A 17,516-nucleotide genomic window follows, 5' to 3' on the forward strand; every position below is an offset into this window, starting at 1 on the left:
TGGTTCAGAACTTGTCATTTATAAAAATAAAATTTATCTTGGACAAATATGTTTTTCTTAAACCGTTTAAGTTCTGTCTATTTACATAAAGCTTGCTATTTTTTTCTGATCGGAATTTATTTCCTGACCCAACATTGTAATATAGCCTATGCAGAAGTTAAAGTGAATAGTTCTGTTTTGAATACATCCTCTATCGGTTCTGATCCTTATGCACGTTATAAAAAGCTGATTCCTCCTGATTTGTGGTGGGAAATGTCGGATCATGCCCGTATTCCCGTGCGTATATGGCGGGCAAGACAACAAAAGGCAATTATCTTGGCTTTACATGGATTTAATGATAGTCGCGATGCGTGGGAAGATTCAGCAGATCATTTTGTTAAGTCAGGTGTAACTTTATATTCCCCGGATCAGAGAGGATTTGGACAAGCACCGTTAAGAGGGAATTGGGCGGGTAGCCGTCGGATGATTGACGATATTATAGAGGAAATATCATTTTTAAAAACTCGATATCCCGATACACCCTTGTATGTGATGGGAGAGAGTATGGGGGGGGCTGTCGCCATGTGTTTGGCCTCACGTCCCAATGTTCCAAAAGTCGATGGTTATATTTTACTGGCCCCAGCCGTGTGGGGTCATAAACAGCTGGGACTGGTTGCCGATGTTATCTTGCGCATGATCAATACGATCGCCCCGAATTGGCGGTTAAGTGGAAAAAGCGCCCCGGTAACCATCAGGGCAAGTGATAATGATGAATCCCTGTTACGTTTGTATTTTGATCCGTTATCATTGCACAAAGCCCGTGTAAAGGCATTGTATGGGTTGGTCAATTTGATGAGCAAGGCTGCAAAGGCTGCTCCTTATATTCATTCTCCAATCCTTGTAATATATGGTGATATGGATCAGCTCATCCCTGATTCTTCAATGAAAAAGGTCTGGCGACAATTTCCTTCTTGGGTAAGAAAGGATTATATTCCTGGAGGATATCATTTATTGTTGCGTGGTAGAAATAGAAACATTGTGGTGCAGGATATACTGAGCTGGATTTTTAGTCCGGATCAGTTTTTGCCATCAGGTGGAGATATTTCAACCTCCACATGGTTATCGATTGAGGGAAAGGAAAAAATACCGGTTTATTTGCCAAGCCAGGTTGATAATTTTATTAAAAAATAAAAGTCTCTATATCTTATGGGTGATAGTGCAATAACAGCTTGCCGGCTAGTCTTGGAGGAGAACAGCTCCAGCAGTCCGATTGGTGGCCGTATCTACCAAAATGGCTGCACCCACATCTTTTGCCTGATTATAGGGTAAAACCGGAATTGGCTGTTGCAAGGTTAGGGAAACTTGTCCAATACTGTTTTTCTGTAAATCCTTGGCAGGTTCTTTTTCCAGATTATGTATATTTAGATGATTATGAATCGATGAGATTTTCGCCTTGATCCAGCGGTGACCATGTTTCAACCAATAAAGTCTTCCAATAATCAAAGGTTCGTCATCCAACCATGCCAGGGTGGCTTGGACCTCTTTTTGTAATGGAGATATGGAAGGAGAGGTTATCCAGTCCCCTCGGGAAATGTCTATTTCCCGGTCAAGAATTAATCCAACGGATTTACCCGCTTCAGCACAGGGTATTTCGTTTTGTAGTGCATCGGCAAAAATCTTAGCAATTTTTGCTTTTAGTCCAGAAGGTTGCACAATAATTTCATTTTCTGGCTTGACAATTCCTGCCGCTATTTTCCCCCAAAAAATTCTTTGACCATGTTGGGTGGGGCTGGATTGGGTTTCAGATAGTTTTTGTACATATTGGACAGGGAAATATAAAGGACATTTGACAATATGTTGTTGGGAGGGAAGTTCGGTCAAGGCGTCTAAAAGACAGGGACCGTGATAGACATTTTCACATAAGCGATATCTTTCGTTATCGGCTATAGTGGAGATGATATTATAACCCTTTAATGCTGAAATGGGTATGATGTGCGTAACAGGTATATTTGCTTCCTGAGTGAATTTTTTCAGTGCTTTTTTAATATGCACAAAGGCAATATCAGGATTTTTGACAGCATCAAGTTTATTGATGGCGAAAAGCAGCGAGGGGACTTTTAATAGGTTGGCAAGTAATGTGTGTCGACGGGTTTGAGGCAACAAGTCAACATTTTCCATCTCCCAGTTTAATTTTGTCGCATCGACCAAAATGACGGCAGCGTCACTATTGCTGGCGGCGGTTACCATGTTTCTTGTGTATTGTTCATGACCTGGTGCGTCCGCGATAATGAATTTACGAGTTGGTGTGGTAAAATAACGGTATGCCACATCGATTGTAATACCTTGTTCTCGTTCAGCTTGTAATCCATCTGTAAGCCGGGCGAGATCATAGGAACGGTCTGTCGAAAACTGTTGTTGTATACCAGATAGTTGATCGGCAAGAATTGCCTTGCTATCGAGTAATAAACGGCCGATTAATGTGCTTTTGCCATCGTCAACGTTTCCGGCGGTCAGGAATTTTAATGTATGATGTGAATGAGAGGTGGAATTTACGGGAGAAGATATCATGATGCATTCCTTAAGAAATAAAAACGGGGATAGAGAGATCAGAAATAACCTTCAAGTTTACGTTTTTCCATTGAGGCTTCTGAGGTCTGGTCATCCATACGGGTTGCACCACGTTCACTGATCGTGACGGTAGCTGTTTCCCTGACAATATCGCGTGCTGTTTTTGCATTGCTTTCAATAGGGCAAGTACAGGTCATGTCACCGACCGTGCGAAAGCGGACAGTTTTGGTAAGAATTTCTTCATCTTGTTTAGGCTGTGTCACCTCTGTTACAGGAACAAGCAACCCTTTGCGGGGAATGACTTGCCGTTGATGAGCGTAGTAAAGGCTGGGTAAGGGAATATTTTCCTGTTCGATATAACGCCATACATCATATTCCGTCCAGTTAGAGATTGGAAAAACACGGAAATTTTCACCCGGATGAATTCTGGTATTGAATATGTTCCATAATTCTGGCCGTTGATCTTTGGGTTGCCATTGACCAAAAGAATCCCTGTGTGAAAAAATTCTTTCCTTGGCACGGGCCTTTTCTTCGTCACGGCGGGCCCCTCCAATTAATGCATCAAAACCAAATTCCTCTATAGCCTCCAACAATGTTACTGATTGATGGGGATTACGGCTTTCCAAAGGATGAGATAGCCTCACCGTACCTCGTTTCATTGATTCTTCTACTGATCGAATGATTAAATTTGCCTTTAATTCTTTTGCTCTCTGATCACGAAATTGGATGACTTCTGGAAAATTATGTCCTGTATCGATCATAAGAAGCGGAAAGGGGAAGCGTCCCTGCCCAAAGGCTTTTTCAGCCAGCCTTAATAAAATACATGAATCCTTGCCGCCAGAAAATAACAGGGCTGGTTTTTCGAAGGAACCAGCCACTTCACGCATAATGAATATGGCCTCTTCTTCCAGATCATTTAAGGCAGGGTTCGAGGATGATATGAGAAAATTCATGATAAAATGACCATAATTAAAATATGTTAAGACTGATGAGAGTTGAAAGAAATGGGTGCACTCACATGAAGACCACATTCCTTCGCTTCATCATGTTCCCACCACCAGCGTCCAGCTCTGAAATCTTCGCCAAGAGTGATGGCGCGAGTGCATGGTTCGCAGCCAATACTGACAAAAAAATGACCATGAAGCGTATTGTAGGGAACGCGATATGTTTTAACGTAGTACCACACATCTCCATTTGTCCAGTCAAGTAAAGGGTTTAGCTTTACTTCAGGTTGATCATTCCCTTTGTTTTCAGGTTCAACCGCTTGAAGATTGGCCCGGAAATTTGATTGTTCCTTGCGTAATCCTGTAATCCAACCTTTATAGTTTCGTAAAAGGTCGGTCAGGGGGACCAGTTTTCTGATGTGACAACATTCTTTACGAAGCTCAGTTGATCGATAAATCGCTTTTTCACCATTTTTTTGAACATAATTCTGGACTGTTTTTTTGTTTGGATAGTAGCTTTTTATTTTTATACTATAATGAATTTCAGCTTGTCTTTTTAAGGCTAGCGTTTGAGGATGCAGTTTTAGTGTATCCAGCATGGAAACCTGAATGGGTAAATCAAGCTGATGGATAAGATCTGTGATTACCATATCTTCCACCCCTAAACTGGTTGCCTGAACCAATGGTGAATAATCCCGATTTATTTTTTGCAGGAATGATCTTGTTTGTTCCAGCTTCTGTTCATATTGCTCGCTTGGATGTTTGGAATAGAATTCAAGTGGTGTCATCGTAAACTGTTACCTAAGTTGATATAATAATTCTGTTATTAGGAATTTGAAAAAGATGCGGTTGGAAATTCTGGTGTTAATGACTAAACAGGATAATCTGCAATAGGGGGCTGATCCATGATAAAACTATTCCTCAAATTACTTTAATTAACTGTAAAATATAGAATATTTTCAATTTAAGCAATATAATTTGTATTATTTAAGTAAATAAAGTCAATTAATAACTATAAAATATTGTATATCTTATTTGTAATTTATTGATTTATATATAAAATTTATAATTTCTTTGTATATATTCATATTTCAAAATCTAAAATTGGCTTAAAATAAATAATTTGGCCTTTTTTTAGATTATGAATTTTTGGAATTGTTTTTGGAATTTGGGCTTCAATGTGAGAGGTGCATTGTTGAGGTTTTAAAACTAGTTTCATTAAAGCACCAAGGGGTCGTATATCGATGACTTCTGCTGGATAGTATCCTATAGGGGATATATCGTTAATTTGTATATCAATTTCATAGGGGCGAAAATTAAAGCTTTTTTCCCCAATGCGTAAATTATTCGAATCGCCCAGAAAATTATAGACAAAATCATTGGCCGGATTATTGAGGATTTCAATCGGGGAGCCAATTTGTTCAATGACACCCCTATTCATGATGACAACACGATCAGCAATTTCCATGGCCTCCTCCTGATCATGCGTTACAAAAAGGGTTGTCAGTTGAATTTCTTGATGAAACCGGGTTAGCCAACGTCGTAATTCTCTTCGGACCTTTGTATCAAGAGCGGAAAAAGGTTCATCCAGTAATAGAATTTTGGGATTTATGGCTAGGGTACGTGCCAGGGCAATTCTTTGGCATTGTCCGCCGGAGAGTTCATGTGGATAATGATTGGCCACATGTTCAAGTTGTACCATTTCCAGAAGAAATTGAGCTTTTTTCGTGATCTCTTTGGGGGAAAGCCGTAATTTTTTTGGTTTAATGCGTAGACCAAACGCAATATTGTCAATAACTTTCATATGTGGGAATAAAGCGAAATTCTGGAATACATACCCAATATGTCGATTACGAATATCTTCCTTGCTTATATCCTGGTTTTCAAAAAAGATGTGTCCCGAGGTGGGCAATTCCAAACCTGCAATAATTCGTAACAGGCTTGTTTTTCCACATCCCGATGGTCCTAGGAGTGCAACAAGCTTACCTTTTTCAATGGTGAGGTTTATATCATTGAGTGCATGATAATGATTGAACCATTTATTGAGATGAGATATCTGAATACCCATTTTAACTATTTCCCTTCTTTTGGGACGGTTTAAGTTGTTTCTCACACCAATATCTTAGAATGAGAATGAATAGGGCCATGATAAGAAGGAGAATGGAAATACTGAATGCGGCCGCGGCATTATATTCATTATATAAAATCTCGATATGAAGGGGTAAGGTATTGGTCAGGCCTTGTATATGGCCTGAAACAATTGAAACGGCACCAAATTCTCCCATGGCACGGGCGGTACACATAACAATACCATATAGAAATGCCCATTTGATGTTGGGAAATGTTATTTTTTTAAAAATTTGCCATCCTGATGCACCTAACAAACGGGCGGTTTCCTCTTCTTGATTGCTCTGGGTTTGCATTAAGGCGATCAAAGAACGTGCGATAAAAGGAAAAGTCACAAAAATGGTTACAAGAATAATTCCTGGAATTGCATAAATAATTTGTAAGTGATAATGCATTAAAAAAGTATGTAAAATACCTTGCGATCCATAGAATAAGGTACAAATCAAACCTGCAATCACAGGGGAAATGGAAAAAGGTAGATCGATGAGGGTTAAAAGTATATTTTTCCCTTTGAAATCATATTTGCATAAACACCATCCAGCCATCAGTCCGAAGATTCCATTGAAAAAAACGGCGCAGGAAGTCGCTATTATTGTTAATTTTAGTGCCGCCAGGGCTTCTGACGAAGTACAGGTGACCCAGAAAAAGACAATACCCTTGCCTAAACCTTCAATTAGAATGATAGAAAGGGGTGCGATAAAAATAATTAAAAAAATAAGCCAAGTAATAAAGATAAGGCTGTTTTTTTGCCAATTTACAAAAGGTTTGGAGGAATAAAGGGGCATTTATGTATTCCTCTGAAAAATATTAAAAGGGGAAAGCCGGGATGTGGATAGAATTAGGCGGTAAGGTTTAAAATGTCTTTGGAACAGGTTGAAAAAAAATAATAAAGAAAAAGAAACCAGCAACGTTAAGAGACTGATTACAGTTGCACTCGTATAATCAAACTGGTCAAGTTTTGATACGATTAAGATAGGTAAAATTTCCGTTTTGTAAGGAATATTCGCGGCAATGAACACAACGGAGCCATATTCTCCCAAGCTTCTTGCAACAGAAAGCGAAAAACCGGTAAGCCATGCAGGAAATAAAATGGGGAGAAAGATATATATAAATGTTTGTAAACGGGTTGCACCTAGTGTGTAAGCCGCCTCTTGTAATGAGGGGGGGAACTCTTTTATAACGGGTTGCAAGGTTCTGATTACAAAGGGAATTGTAACGAATATGAGGGCAAGAATAATTCCCAGGGGTGTGTAGGCAACCTTGAAGGGTAAAATTGTACCGAATAAACCGTTGGGCGCATATAAGTCCGTTAATGCAATGCCTGCAATTGCAGTAGGTAATGCCAAGGGAAGATCAATCATTGAATCAATTATTTTTTTTCCCTTGAATTCGTAACGCATTAAATTCCAGGCCAAAAAACCGCCTAGGATAGAGGACAGTAAAGAAGCGCAGAAAGAGGTGTAAAAAGAAAGTTTTAATGCGCTTAATAAGCGTTGATCGGTTAAGATCATGACAAGCTGATGACTATTGATATGGGTGCTGTAAAGAATCAGTCCAACCAATGGTAATAAAACGATAAAGGACAACCAGAAAAGACTGTATCCAAAACTAAGCCAAAACCCTGGAAGAATTGAATATCGGGAAAAAGACATAATTTTTTCCTTATGGCTTTATTGATTAATACTGTGAATGATTTGGTCAAAAATGGCATGATCTTTGAAAAACTCTTGGTTAATCTCTGTCCAGTTTTTGAAGAAATCATTGATCTTTAAAAGATGAAGGGGACGAAACATGATGTAATGGGATGCTATACCTGGATTAATGGGACGATAATAATTTTGAGCGGCAATTTTTTGACCTTCATCGCTGTAAAGCATAAGTAAATAATCTTTTGCTACTTCCCTTGTTTTTTTTTGGTCAATAACAGTATCGATGAGTGCAACGGGGGGTTCCGTTAGGACAGATGTGGATGGGGTTATTACCTCAAATTGTCCTGTCCCTGATTCACGGGTTGCCATATAGGCCTCATTCTCCCAAGAAATAAGTACATCTCCAATGTTGCGTTGGGTAAATGTAAGACTGGCGTTCCTTGCCCCGGCATCAAGTATGGGAACATTTTTATAAAGCTGTTTGACAAAATCATAGGCCTCTTGTGGATCATGATTTTTGGTATAACTGTAAAGCCATGCAGCGAGAAAATTCCATCTTGCCCCACCAGAGGTTTTTGGATTGGGGGTAATTACAGCAATGTCAGGTTTGACAAGATCATTCCAGTCATGGATATGCTTGGGATTACCTTTGCGAACAAGAAAAACAATGGTTGATGTATAAGGAACACTATGATTGGGAAAATTGTCCTGCCAGTTTTTGGTCAGCAAGGGGTGATACTTATTGATTGCATCAATATCTCCGGCAAGAGCTAGTGTGGCAATATCGGCTTGCATACCGTCAATAATGGCCCTGGCCTGCTTTCCTGAACCACTATGGGATTGGTATATTATGACATCCTGACCTGTTTTTTGTTTCCAGTAATGTTGAAAAAAATGGTTATATTGATGAAAAAATTCTCGTGTTGGATCATAGGAAGAATTCAATAGAGTTATGGTTTTAGTACGGGCGGTGGATGTTGTGACGGCAAAAACTGCAATAATCAAAGCTATATATAAATGTAATGTTTGAGTAATATATCTGAATAAAAACATAGGGATATGGCTTTGAAAGGGGAATAATTACTTGCGTAAATGTGAATATGAACTATTTTAACAAAAAATAAAAGTTAATTTTTAAAAAATATAATAAATTACTTTTTTATAAAGTATTTTAAATCTGTGTAAATATAAATTTTCAGATTTATCTAGGAGATAAATTTGATGACATTAAATTTTGACATATATAACAATTATTTCTGTTTTACAACAAATTTCAATTTTCGCGAAAATGTTTATTTTATAATTTTAGGGGTCAATATAAAATATATTTTATATCATTATCATCATGTTGCCGCCAATTTAAATAATGATTATTTAGATTAGTATAAAATTTAGATTAATTTTATATGTTTTATAAAAATGAATAATATATCAATAACGCTTAACAAATTTATTAAATTATCAGTAAATTGGTTTGTTATTACTGTTTTTTTATCTTCAATTTCATCAATATTATTAATATTAGAATTGGTGTTGTTGTCAAAAATCATTACTTCAATCATATTTTATAAAGCGAATATTTCTTTTGTTGATAACGAAGTTATTTATTTTATATGTTGTGTATTTTTTCAAATTTGTACCAGATCTGTTTCTGATATTACTGGCATAAAAGCGGCATTAAAAATTACAAAAGCCATAAGGTTGGAGATTTATCAATCACTGTTTAGAACAGGTCCAATTTCCTACAGTCATATTTCTTTGGGGGAAATGGTTAACAGCCTAACAGAAGCCGTCGATAATCTGCTTCCCTATTTTGCACGCTATATCCCTAGTGCCGTGATGATGGTCATATTGCCCCTGTTTATTTTGGCCACTGTTTTAAACTTTGATATTTGGGGTTTTGTGATTTTGTTATGTACGGGTCCTTTAATTCCGCTTTTTATGGCTTTGGTTGGATATACGGCACAGGTGATTATGGATAGACAATGGCGGCAGTTATCCCTGTTAAGCGGAAACTTTTTTGACATGTTGAAAGGGTTGAAGACCTTACGGTTATTTGGACGGGCTGGTGAAAGTCTGAAATTTATTGAAAAACTTTCAGATGAATATCGTAAAACAACACTGTCAGTTATGAAGGTTGCGTTTTTAACGTCAGCAGTGTTGGAATTTTTTTCAAGTTTATCAATTGCAGTTGTCGCTGTGACATTTGGTATTCGTTTGTTAAATGGAACCATGCATTTTCACTCTGCTTTTCTTGTCCTGTTATTGGCGCCAGAATATTTCATGCCTTTACGAGACTTTTCATCGAGTTACCATGCCAGACAAAATGCAAATGCAGCCTTGGATCAATTAAAAAAAATATACAGTTTACCGAAACTAATTAAATTTTCTTATCAAAATAAAAGGATAGATTCATGTATTAAGGAAATCATTCTCGATCATGTAACGGTTAAGAATAAAGAAAATATAAATTTAGTGCAGGATATTACTTGTACATTTTTAAGAGATAGGCTCAATATTATATTTGGTCATAGTGGTGCAGGAAAAACGACCTTATTAAATATTCTACTTGGTTTTTTGCCTATACAATCAGGCACGCTTAAAATGATTGATTTAAAAAACCAGTCACAATCTCTAAATATGGTGGATATTGCCTGGGTTCCTCAAGAACCTTTATTGCTATATGGGACGATTAGGGATAATTTATCCCTGAAAGCTTTTGAACCTTCTCTTGATCAATTGCGTAATGTAGCCAATCAAGCCGGTATTTTGTCTTTTATAGAAACCTTACCACAGGGTTTTGAAACTCATATAGGGGAGGAAGGGCAGAATTTATCGGGTGGACAAATAAGACGCCTTATGTTGGCACGAGCGCTGTTAAAAAATCCAGATATTCTGATTCTTGATGAGCCCACTTCCGGGCTGGATCAAAAAAATGCCTTGCAGATCATTCAGACTATTCAATTTCTTAAAAAGTGCAGGATTGTTATTGTGGCAACGCACAATCCCCTTTTAATCTCTTATGGTGAGGTTTCTGTGCAAATAGACCGGGGACAACTGCTTCATAATTCAAGGGTTGATGGCAAGTCGTTATGAATTTTAATTTTTCTTTTTTTCAATTGGTTAAACCGATTAAATGGCATTTAATGCTGGGTCTATTTTTATCTTGTATCGCGGCCCTGAGTAATTTTGGGTTGCTGTTTTTATCAGGATGGCTGATAGCTAGTGCAGCCATAGTTGGATTAACCGGGATTATTGCCGTTCAGGCATTTAATATTATTGTGCCAGCTTCAGGGGTCCGTTTTTTTGCCATAACACGGATTGTGACACGATATTTGGAACGTGTGATCACGCATGATGGTGCATTAAGGGTTATAAGCCTGGCAAGAAAAAAGGTTTATGAATGTCTGATCCCCTTAACACCTGCAGGACTTGTGAATAAAAGAGGGGGTGACTTGCTGGGACAATTTGTTTCCGATTCAGAAAATATAGCAAATTATTATACTGATGCATTGCTTCCATTTATTCGGGCTTTATGTTGTGGGATTATATTTATTGTTACCTTTTATTTCTTTTTGCCTGTGGCGGCTTTTTCCTTGGCCATAGCTTTTATCATGGCAGTCGGTCTGGTTTCTGTTGGAGTTTACGGTTGTTCATACAAGTATATTTGTCATATTCTTGAATCAAGAAACAATTTACAGGCTGATCTAGGTGAGACTCTGCGTCATTTTGGTGAATTATATATTTTTAAGGTTATTGATCAGTATTTTATAAAAATTCAGACTGCTCAGAAATCTATTGATCGAAGCAGATTGATGCTGGATTGTATTGAAAGTGTGGCCAAGTCATTAATTACATTTATTATGATGCTTTGTGTTATTGCCGTTTTGTTTCAGGCCAGTAATGCTCATCATGATATGGGGCTGAATGCAGCTGAAATTCCCATGTTGGTTTTGGGTGTAATGGCAGCTTTTGATGTTGTACTTCCCTTACCACAGGCTTGTCATGCTCATATAAAAGCACGCCTGGCACAAAAAAGGTTACAGATTCTATCAAATATAGGGAAAGATGAACAAAGCAGTAGGGTCATCAATTCCGTATCCTCTTCCACCTGTCTTGTATTTGACAAAGTTCAATTCAGTTATCCCCATAACCCAAGAATGATTTTACAGAATGCATCTTTAACAATCAAACAAGGTGATAAAGTGGCGATTATTGGCGAGTCCGGGACTGGTAAAAGTAGTTTGATCAATTTGATTTTTTCGTTTTATCCAATCCAGGCTGGAGAAATTAAGTTTGCTGGTGAAGCTGTCAAGAATTTGAATACGGATAATTTATCTTCTTTTATCACTGTTGTTTCCCAGGATTTTCATCTTTTTTCTGGAAGCATCATGGATAATTTTAGATTGATTGTACCGGATGCAACTGAAAATGAAATTTATGATGTGTTAAAAATTGTGCAACTTGATGATTTTGTTAAACGACTACCAAAGAATATTCACAGTCATATAGGCAATAATGCAATAGAATTGTCGGGAGGGGAGGCAAAAAGATTGGCTATTGCTATTGCTCTTTTACGTAAAACCCCCTGGTTGATTCTTGATGAACCAACAGATGGTTTGGATCAGCAAACAAAATATACAATGATGCAGGAATTATTGAAACTATATGCTGACAAAACTCTGATAATCATTACTCATGAAACAAGTATATTATTTTTAATGAATCTTGTTTTTTCGCTGGAAAATGGATGTTTTAATAAAGTTATCATGGATGATTATAAAAAATAATCTTAATTTCAAAATCAAATTACACGAATATTTTACGTATAATTACAGTTTTTTTATCAATCGATTTTAACAGGATATGTTATTAAGGAATTAATATTGTTTTTAGCTGTCTGATAATGTATCCAAAACGGAAAATTGAAGAAAAAAACATGGATAGGGCTTGTAACTATACGGCACTGACAGTTTTGTTTTTCTTTGTTTTTCATTTATTCACTACGCCCCTGACATTTACGAAAATATGGCATTGCCCAATGCATAATGGGCAATTTGCGCCAAAGGCCATGATGCATATGCAACATATGAACAGTATGTTGAGTATGAATAACGCCATTATGCCAATGGATGAGAAAATTTCCTCTTCTCACGGTTCAACTTCTCATTCAAAACAAAAAGGGATACTTTTCTGTCTTTATTGTAGTATTTTTTGGTTGCCAATATCGATTGTTAATTATGAGCCTTTATTACCTTCGATTTTAATATCCATTATTTCATATTTATATCGGATATATCTTGCTAAGGCTCCACTCAATATTTTTTACAAGGCAAATGGGGCAAGAGCGCCTCCATTTTATGAAACATATTCATAAGTAAAATATTCAAACAATATTTGTGTTTGGCTATTATAGAAAACACCTCGTTGATAAAATAGTTTATAAAGCAATCAAATAATCATTCTTTTATTTGGTACAGGGTTTTTTGTTGTCTTTTTCTATGATTTTCTATTTTGGCCAGATATTAGACTAGAACATTTTTTTGAAAAAATGAAAGTTATATAAAATGGATGGGATACACCTTCTGGTTGTAAATCTTTCCCGCTTTCAGTTTGCTTTGACAGCTTTGTATCATTTCATGTTTGTTCCTTTGACACTGGGTCTGACATTTATCTTGGCTGCCATGGAAACTGCCTACGTCATTACTGGTAAAGAAATTTACAAGGAAATGACACAATTCTGGGGAAAATTATTTGGTGTTAATTTTGCGATTGGTGTCGCAACAGGATTAACCATGGAATTCGAATTCGGCACGAACTGGTCAATGTATTCAAGGTTCTTTGGCGATATTTTTGGAACACCTCTTGCGATTGAAGGTTTAATGGCCTTCTTTATGGAATCAACATTTATCGGACTAATGTTTTTTGGATGGGACCGGTTGAGCCGTGGTGCTCATCTGGCAATTACCTATCTTGTCGCATTGGGGTCAAATATTTCCGCCTTATGGATTTTAGTGGCAAATGCATGTATGAATATGCCTGCAGGGGCTCATTTTGATCCAGAGACCATGCGATTAACCTCAACAAGTTTTGTTGCTCTGGTTTTCAATCCTGATGCACAGGCAAAAGCTGTACACACTTCTGTGGCAGGATTTGTAACCGCATCAATGTTTGTAATGGGGATTAGCGCATTTTATTTATTACGTAAACAGCATCGTGAATTTGCCGCACGTTCTTTTCGTATGGCCGCATTATTTGGAATTATTTCAACAATTGCAGTCATAACGCTTGGGGATGTCCTTGGCCGATTGGACTATATGCATCAACCGACAAAAGTTGCTGCAATGGAAGGGTTGTGGGAAACAAGCAAACCTCCTTATGAACCATGGATTTTATTTGGTATTCCCGATGATAAAAAGCAGACAAACCATTTGGAGGTTGGAGTTCCTTTTGTTTTAACCCCTTTGTTAACCCATGATTTTACAACTTCTATTCCTGGTGTTAAGGAATTAAAAAATCAAGCGGTTCCAAGGATTGAGTCGGGCATAAAGGCGGTATCGGCTTTAAAACGTTATGGGGAAGACCATCGACAGGCTGATCTTGATATATTTAAGGCTCATCAAAAAGATATGGGATATGGTTTTCTGGCAAGTCAATATGCTCCGGATCAGGATATAGCAAAGATCACGCCAGAGTATAAATCGACTATTATTGAAAAAACCAAGAATGATATTGTCCCTAATGTCTTTGTCACATTCTGGGCCTTTAGAATTATGGTTTTCCTTGCAATTTATTTCTTTGTCATTTTTGCCATGGGATCTTATGTAAGTCTGAAAAGACAAATTGAAAAAAACCGTTTGTTTTTAAAGATAATTACATGGTCAATTCCGCTTCCTTTTATTGCATCCGAGTTCGGTTGGATCACAGCAGAGGTAGGAAGACAACCATGGTCCGTTTATGAAATTCTGCCGACAGTTGTTTCTTCGTCAACACATAGTGCGGGATATATGGTTTTTTCCTTGATCGGCTTCTTATTATTTTACAGTGTATTTATTGTTGTGGAATTTTATTTGATGTTTAAATTTGCTCGACTTGGGCCGGTAAAATATCAAGATATGGATTCTTTATCGAAAAAAGTGTTTACATATCAAGAAGGTTGGGGAGATTGATATGGAGTATTATGTAATTCTCAAATTAATCTGGGCAACATTATTATGTATCCTGCTTATTGGATTGGGCCTGATGGTCGGTATGGATATGGGTGTTGGTATGCTTCTTCGTTTCGTTGGCAAAAATGATGTTGAGCGTCGTACAGCCCTTAATATTATCGGACCCCATTGGGAAGGGAATCAGGTATGGTTTATTTTGGGAGCAGGTGCCATTTTTGCTGCTTTCCCAACCTTGTATGCCACGGCGTTTTCTGTTTTTTATGTTGTTATGGTTTTACTGTTGTTCAGCATGATTTTGCGACCTGTAGCTTTTGAATTTAGATCAAAAGTTGATGCAAAATTATGGCGTTCGAGTTGGGACTGGATTTTTTTGCTTTCTGGTTTCTTTCCAATGTTTGTCTGTGGAGCAGCCTTTGGTAATATCTTGCAAGGTGTAGGATATCATTTCATTTGGAATGGACAGTATTTTCAAGATGAATCTTTCTGGAGTTATCTGATTAATCCATTTGCTGTTTTATGTGGTTTATTATCGGTTTCGTTAAGTATTTATCAAGGTGGAGCCATGTTGATGATACGTGGTGAAGATCCCATTTATTTACGGGCAAAAAAATATGCCACTATTGCAGAGATGATTGCGATAATATTATTTGTGTTGGGAGGATTATGGATTACGCAAATTAAAGGATTTGTTTTAGTCAGTGGTCATCCCGCAATGCCTTCAAATCCATTATTTGGTCAGAATGTTGCATTATATAAAGGGGCCTGGTTACATCATTTTTATGAACATCCAATTTTATGGGGATTACCTTTGCTGGGTGTTTTATGCATGTTACTGGGAACATTAATGGTTAAATCTGATAGACCTGTTGTTGCCTGGTGGATTGGGCTTGGTTCCTGGATTGGTGTTATTGGTACGGTTGGGGCTGCCATGTTTCCGTTTTTTATGCCTTCAACAACAATTCCAAATCAAAGTCTGACAATATGGAACAGTTGCGGTAGTTTATATGGACTAATTTGCATGGCTGTTGTGGCTTGTCTTTTTGTGCCCATCATCCTTTCTTATACGTCATGGTGCTTTTATGTCATGCGGGGTAAGGTTAAAACTTCCAATATCATAAATGATCATCACAGTTATTGAATAATAAGGTGTTATTATGTCTATATTTCTACGTTTCACTGGACTTGGCTTGGTTTTAATAGTCGCATTATTAATCGCTGTTTTTGTGGGTGATCAGGGACCTTGGTATTTTGCATGGTTAATTGGTACAGTAATGATTATTCTCATATCAGTGGCAGGGGCCGTTTTATTTGATGCCCAATCAGATTTACGTGATTCAACAGGAGAATTCTAATGGGTGGTTATCTTGAATTAATCGTATTTTGCGTTCCTTTTATTTATTTGGCTGTTTATTTGATATTTTATTTTATTACTAAAAGAATTTTTCCCTAATGTAATAGATGTATTTTAAATAACAAAGCCGAGAAAAATATTTTTCTCGGCTTTGTTATTTAAAATAATTAAGTGATATATTAAAATTTGTAAATGAATAATATTGATAAGTTAATTAACTAAGGCAAATAATCCCTATTCAATCAATAAGTAATTAATTAATTTCTTATTATGATTAATTAGTTATTTTACAATAAAGTTGGTTGGGATTATATATGTCTATTCAAAGACCTGGAAAGCTTTTCTCCTCTAAATGGGCAGAAAAAGGCGAGCGTTTTGATATTGTTGAATCTGGTGCAGATCATCGAAATGGACGTGCGGATATTGAAAAAGGTTTTCCAAAACAAACTATGATTTCTGCCCTGAAAGGTGGTGTTCCACCCTGGGGACAGGATCATAACGGGATTTTATACCAGATTACAGAGGCTATACAGTGGATGCAGGCGGGAGGTCTGCCAAGTTTCAACCAGGATTTTTGTAATAAAAACAATGGTTATTCAAAAGGAACCATCGTGCAGGGGGATGATCCAAACAGGCCTTGGGTTTTATGGCAATGTTTGGAGGATAATAACAGATTTAATCCCAACCAGAATAAAGTTAACATAATCAACCCTCAAAACGGTTGGATACGATATCCTGTTTTATCAAAAATTTATGGTAATATTTTATATTATGATAAAGACGGTCAGTTATTGGTTGCATCACCATCTGTTCAGACAGAATTTTACGTTTCTTCTTCTGAAGGTAATGATAAAATGGGAGATGGCACTATGAAAAATCCTTATTTTTCTATAAGTAAAGCTCTGCAACAAGCTCCTGCAACTGGATCAATTATGATTTATTTAAAAGCTAGTGATGTTCATTATTTAACTCCAGATGGTAAGCTAAATTCAGATAAAGAAATTGATCATACTTTTGATCTTCAAACAAAAAATGTTACTTTTTTGGCTTACGGAGATGATTTTTTGGATCAGGCGACAGAGTGGCTGAACAAGCATACTAATAATATTGGTTTAAATCGGAGTTTAGTTGGCTTGACTCGACCAAAATTAATAATATGTTGGACATATACTTCTTCATTAGATAATAATAATGAATTATATATTTCAGGTATCCGATTTACTCGGTTATCTGGTACTTCAGGACAATTTTATGTAAATTTTTGGGGTATCGAAATTGAAATTGATAGAATAAATGAAATGGATAACGATCCATATCATGTTAATGTTATTGAAGGATGGTTAATTTCTGGAGGTCATTATTCGTTTACAGGATGTATATTTAACAAGTTACCTAAAAATGGATTAAATCATTTTATTGTTGGCGGTGGAGACGCAAATGGTATAATTGAGTTAAATTTTAGTTTTAGTAACTTTTTTGTAAATATATCAAATACGACATTTCTTTATATTATTGAAAATGTAAAAATTAATTCTTTTGTTGATATAGATACAGAAGTTCCAGTTATTCCAAATGCACCTTATAATCAGATGAGGTCAAATGTTATAGAGTTTTTTTCTAAACCAGCAGCATATCATGATCATGTTGAAATCATCAATAATCCTGCTCCCTCTTATAAGAATTTGACGACGAATTTTCAGATAGACATGGATGGTTAGCGATGCATTTA

The 17,516-nt window shown here is 36.7% G+C and carries 15 protein-coding genes; 8 read left to right on the plus strand and 7 right to left on the minus strand.

The features are described from left to right. The first annotated feature begins 48 nt into the window (after window positions 1-48). Window positions 49-1,170: an alpha/beta fold hydrolase gene (locus H3T57_RS07085; protein ID WP_198193656.1), complete on the plus strand. Its 1,122-nt coding sequence runs from the start codon at window positions 49-51 to the stop codon at window positions 1,168-1,170. Window positions 1,171-1,215: 45 nt separating this feature from the next. Here H3T57_RS07085 and H3T57_RS07090 read toward each other — a convergent pair whose 3' ends face one another. From H3T57_RS07090 to H3T57_RS07120, 7 genes are all read right to left on the minus strand, one after another. Then, window positions 1,216-2,547: a sulfate adenylyltransferase subunit 1 gene (locus tag H3T57_RS07090; RefSeq protein WP_198193657.1), complete on the minus strand. Its 1,332-nt coding sequence runs from the start codon at window positions 2,545-2,547 to the stop codon at window positions 1,216-1,218. A 38-nt stretch (window positions 2,548-2,585) separates the two neighbouring features. Then, complete coding sequence (gene cysD / locus H3T57_RS07095; protein ID WP_110439299.1) at window positions 2,586-3,500, minus strand: sulfate adenylyltransferase subunit CysD; 915 nt, start codon at window positions 3,498-3,500, stop codon at window positions 2,586-2,588. A gap of 26 nt (window positions 3,501-3,526) precedes the next feature. Next, window positions 3,527-4,279 (minus strand): phosphoadenylyl-sulfate reductase, encoded by a 753-nt coding sequence (locus H3T57_RS07100; RefSeq protein WP_198193658.1) that lies wholly within the window; start codon window positions 4,277-4,279, stop codon window positions 3,527-3,529. Window positions 4,280-4,575: 296 nt separating this feature from the next. Further along, the gene (locus H3T57_RS07105; protein WP_198193659.1) at window positions 4,576-5,559 is read right to left on the minus strand and encodes a sulfate/molybdate ABC transporter ATP-binding protein; all 984 of its coding nucleotides are present in this window, start codon (window positions 5,557-5,559) and stop codon (window positions 4,576-4,578) included. Window position 5,560: 1 nt separating this feature from the next. Then, window positions 5,561-6,403, minus strand: coding sequence for a sulfate ABC transporter permease (locus H3T57_RS07110; RefSeq protein WP_198193660.1), 843 nt, complete (start codon window positions 6,401-6,403; stop codon window positions 5,561-5,563). Continuing rightward, window positions 6,404-7,270: a sulfate ABC transporter permease subunit CysT gene (gene cysT / locus H3T57_RS07115; protein ID WP_198193661.1), complete on the minus strand. Its 867-nt coding sequence runs from the start codon at window positions 7,268-7,270 to the stop codon at window positions 6,404-6,406. It abuts the gene before it with no gap. Between the two features lie 18 nt (window positions 7,271-7,288). Then, window positions 7,289-8,320, minus strand: a complete 1,032-nt coding sequence (locus H3T57_RS07120) for a sulfate ABC transporter substrate-binding protein (RefSeq protein WP_198193662.1) — start codon at window positions 8,318-8,320, stop codon at window positions 7,289-7,291. Between the two features lie 366 nt (window positions 8,321-8,686). Between H3T57_RS07120 and cydD the strand changes: the two genes are divergently transcribed. The 7 genes from cydD (at window position 8,687) to H3T57_RS07155 (ending at window position 17,505) form a co-directional block, all read left to right on the plus strand. Continuing rightward, window positions 8,687-10,363 (plus strand): thiol reductant ABC exporter subunit CydD, encoded by a 1,677-nt coding sequence (gene cydD, locus H3T57_RS07125; protein ID WP_198193663.1) that lies wholly within the window; start codon window positions 8,687-8,689, stop codon window positions 10,361-10,363. Beyond that, the gene (gene cydC, locus H3T57_RS07130) at window positions 10,360-12,057 is read left to right on the plus strand and encodes a thiol reductant ABC exporter subunit CydC (RefSeq protein WP_198193664.1); all 1,698 of its coding nucleotides are present in this window, start codon (window positions 10,360-10,362) and stop codon (window positions 12,055-12,057) included. The genes cydD and cydC overlap by 4 nt, the downstream gene beginning before the upstream one ends. A gap of 116 nt (window positions 12,058-12,173) precedes the next feature. Next, window positions 12,174-12,644 (plus strand): hypothetical protein, encoded by a 471-nt coding sequence (locus tag H3T57_RS07135; RefSeq protein ID WP_155568730.1) that lies wholly within the window; start codon window positions 12,174-12,176, stop codon window positions 12,642-12,644. Window positions 12,645-12,834: 190 nt separating this feature from the next. Continuing rightward, the gene (locus tag H3T57_RS07140) at window positions 12,835-14,436 is read left to right on the plus strand and encodes a cytochrome ubiquinol oxidase subunit I (protein ID WP_198193665.1); all 1,602 of its coding nucleotides are present in this window, start codon (window positions 12,835-12,837) and stop codon (window positions 14,434-14,436) included. Between the two features lies 1 nt (window position 14,437). Continuing rightward, entirely contained in the window at window positions 14,438-15,574 is a 1,137-nt protein-coding gene (gene cydB / locus H3T57_RS07145; RefSeq protein ID WP_198193666.1) for a cytochrome d ubiquinol oxidase subunit II, read from the plus strand. 16 nt (window positions 15,575-15,590) lie between these two features. Beyond that, window positions 15,591-15,788 (plus strand): hypothetical protein, encoded by a 198-nt coding sequence (locus H3T57_RS07150; RefSeq protein ID WP_155566218.1) that lies wholly within the window; start codon window positions 15,591-15,593, stop codon window positions 15,786-15,788. A 313-nt stretch (window positions 15,789-16,101) separates the two neighbouring features. Further along, entirely contained in the window at window positions 16,102-17,505 is a 1,404-nt protein-coding gene (locus tag H3T57_RS07155; protein WP_155567551.1) for a hypothetical protein, read from the plus strand. Window positions 17,506-17,516: the final 11 nt, after the last annotated feature.

Source organism: Commensalibacter sp. W6292M3, from assembly GCF_016101315.1.
In the GTDB taxonomy this organism is placed as follows: Bacteria; Pseudomonadota; Alphaproteobacteria; order Acetobacterales; family Acetobacteraceae; genus Commensalibacter; species Commensalibacter melissae.